The organism is Chitinophaga sp. Cy-1792 (assembly GCF_011752935.1).
Classification (GTDB): domain Bacteria; phylum Bacteroidota; class Bacteroidia; order Chitinophagales; family Chitinophagaceae; genus Chitinophaga.
On the sequence record NZ_VWWO01000007.1, the window covers coordinates 1 to 3176 of the forward strand.

General features: G+C 51.3%; 1 protein-coding gene. It reads right to left on the reverse strand.

Annotated features, from left to right (window positions below):
• The coding region (locus tag F3J22_RS30190) for a non-ribosomal peptide synthetase (RefSeq protein ID WP_167021737.1) at window positions 1–3176 on the reverse strand (3176 nt) is incomplete at both ends.

The window sequence follows — 3176 nt, forward strand, 5'->3', positions numbered from 1 at the left end:
CGTTTGAGCGGCAACGCATCTACCAGCTCATCAAAGGGATAAGATTGATGTTCATAGGCAGACATCGTTACCTGTCGTACCTGTTCCAGCAGTTGCAGATAGTTATTGCTGCCACTGAAGCGCGTTCTCAGCGCCAGCGTGTTCACATAGAATCCTATTTGTCCTTCCAGGTCGGCGTGTTCCCTGCCTGCTACGGGGCTACCCAGGATGATATCTTCCTGGCCGCTGTAGCGGTAAAGCAAGGCATTCACTGCTGCCACTAACCCCATGAACAGTGTGCTGCCGGTGGACTGCAACAGTGCTTGAAGACCTGTGAGCGCCAGCTGCTTTTGCACCAGGCCGCCGTGGTAAGTCTTTACCGCCGGACGGGGCTTATCTGCCGGTAGTTCCAGCACTGGTAGCTCGCCGCTGAACTGTTCCAGCCAGTAGGCCTGGGACATGGTGTCTGAGCCGGATTGCTGCCATACGGCGTAATCCTTGTATTGCAACGGTAATACAGGTAGCGGACTGTTATCATGGTAGATATGCAACAGTTCTTTAATCAGCACGCCCATCGACCAGCCATCGCTGATGATGTGGTGCATCACATACACAAACACCCACTCTCCTGCTGAGACCTCCCCAACAGCGGCCCGCAGCAAGGGGCCCGCACTCAGATCAAAAGGTATGTAACAAAATGTAGATATATCTGTAAGAGCTGCTATCTTAAAATCTATAGCTGCAAGGATATATTGCTGTACGCCGGATTCCTCTTCTTTAAAGACGGTCCGTAGTATTTCATGTCTGGCGATCAGTGTTTTAAAGGCAGCTTCCAGTCTGGCGATATCCAATGCACCGGTCAAAGTATAGACCCCTGGCATATTATAGGCCACACTACCTTCTTCAAACTGGCTCAACACCCATAGACGGCGCTGGGAAGACGACAACGGATATGATGCCTGCTCAGGCGCCGCTGCGATCTGCGAAAAGATCGTCTTCCGCGACGCAGCGATCAATCCCCCCTGTTGTTCCAGAATGCTGTTGGAGAAAAGTTCCTTTAACGGCAGCTTCACATCAAAAGCCTTATGTATCAGGCTTCCCAGCCGGGTAGCTTTCAGGCTGTGGCCTCCCAGGTCAAAGAAATTATCTTTGACACCGACCGGCGTCCTGCCCAACACCTGTTCCCAGATCGCTATTAACTGCGCTTCTATGTTATTACGGGCAGGTATATACGTAGTTCCGCTACTTAATCCAAAGTCTTCCGGAGCGGGCAGCTGCCGGCGATCTACCTTGCCATTGGCATTCAGCGGGAAGCTATCCAGCTGAACGAAATAAGCCGGGATCATATGTGCCGGTAGCAGCTGGTCCAGCCAGCTTCTCAGCACAGTGCTATGCAGGGACTGCGCACTGGTCAGGTAGGCCACCAACTCCTTCTCCCCTTGCGATGTGGTACGCACTACCACGATGGCGGCATCTACATCAGGATGGGATTGCAGCGCATGGGTGATCTCACCCGGCTCTATGCGATAGCCGCGGATTTTCACCTGATCATCCTTTCGGCCAAGGAAGGCAATATTGCCATCCGGCAGCCAGCGGCCAATATCACCGGTGCGATAAAGGCGGCGGCCAGGCTGGAAGGGATCTGAAATGAAACGTGCGGCGGTGAGTTCTGCATTGTTCAGGTAGCCCCGCGCAATACCATCGCCGCCTACTACGATCTCCCCTGGTACGCCTATCGGACATAACTGTCCGGCAGCATCCAGGATGTAGGCCGTGCTGTGGTGGATAGGCCTGCCAACAGGTATATCCGACAGCGTTTGTCCGGCATTTCCGATATGATAGGTAAGTGAGAAAGTTGTATTCTCCGTTGGCCCGTAACCGTTAATAATCCGCAGCGAAGGATAATATTGTTGTAAGGTATGGATATGTAACGGAGAGAGCTTATCTCCTCCGGTGATCACCGTTCCAAGACCCTCAAATACCTTGATATCCTTGTCCACCAGCTGGTTCAGCCAGCCGCTGGTAAACCACATCACATCTACTCCATGTTCGGTAATCAGGCCTGCCAGCTGTTGTTCATCCAGCAGTGCATCCTGACTGCACAGCACCAGTTTACCACCATGCAGCAACATTGACCAGTATTCAAAGGTCGTTGCATCAAAGGACAGCGCGCCGGTAGAAAGCAGTATTTCATCACCGGTTAGACTGATATAGTTCTGTTCTGTTACCAGTCTTACTACGTTCTGATGGGTCACCATTACCCCTTTCGGCTTGCCCGTAGAACCGGAGGTATACATCACATAAGCCAGGTCCTGCGGCTGGTTAACCGTAGATACCGGCGTTGTATCGTAGGCCGGCTGTACCGATTTAAAACGGGACAATACGGCCACGTCGATCAGCACTTTACAGCTGGTATCTTCCAGCACATAATCAATGCGCTCCTGCGGATAATCAGGATCGATGGGAACATAAGCTCCCCCTGATTTTAAGACACCCAGCACTGCAACCATCAGCCACTCACTGCGCTCCAGCATCACGCCTACCAGGTCATCAGGCCCAAGGTGGTACTGCTCCTGTAAGTAATGCGCTAGCTGATTGGAAAGCACATCCAGCTCATGGTAAGTGAGCGACAATGATTCAAATACAAGCGCTGTTTTCTCCGGTGTTTTCGCCGCCTGTGCAGCAAAGAGCGCAGTAATCGTTTTATCAGAAGGGTAAGCGATTGTTGTATTGTTAAAGTCGTACAGGATGGCAGTGCGTTCTTCATTGCCCAGGTAATCCAGCTGTTGAATAGCAATAGCAGGATGGGCTACAATCGCTGCCAGCAGCTGATCCAGATGGGTAGCTATTCTTGCTATCGTATCAGCGTGGAACAAGTCACTGTTGTATTCTATGCTAAGCTGTAATCCATCCTGCTGTGGTTCAAATATGAAATTCAGGTCAAACTTGCTGACAGGATTAATAGCTTCCTCATAAGGCTTTATTTGCAGCGCTCCGCTGCTTTGTGCGATGAGCGCATTGATATCTGTTTCCTGCAATACTACCATCACATCAAACAGGGGGCTGCGGCTCATGTCGCGTTTGAGCGGCAAGGCATCTACCAGCTCATCAAAGGGATAAGATTGATGTTCGTACGCAGACATTGTTACCTGCCGTACCTGTTCCAGTAGTTGCAGATAACTATTGCTGCCACTGAA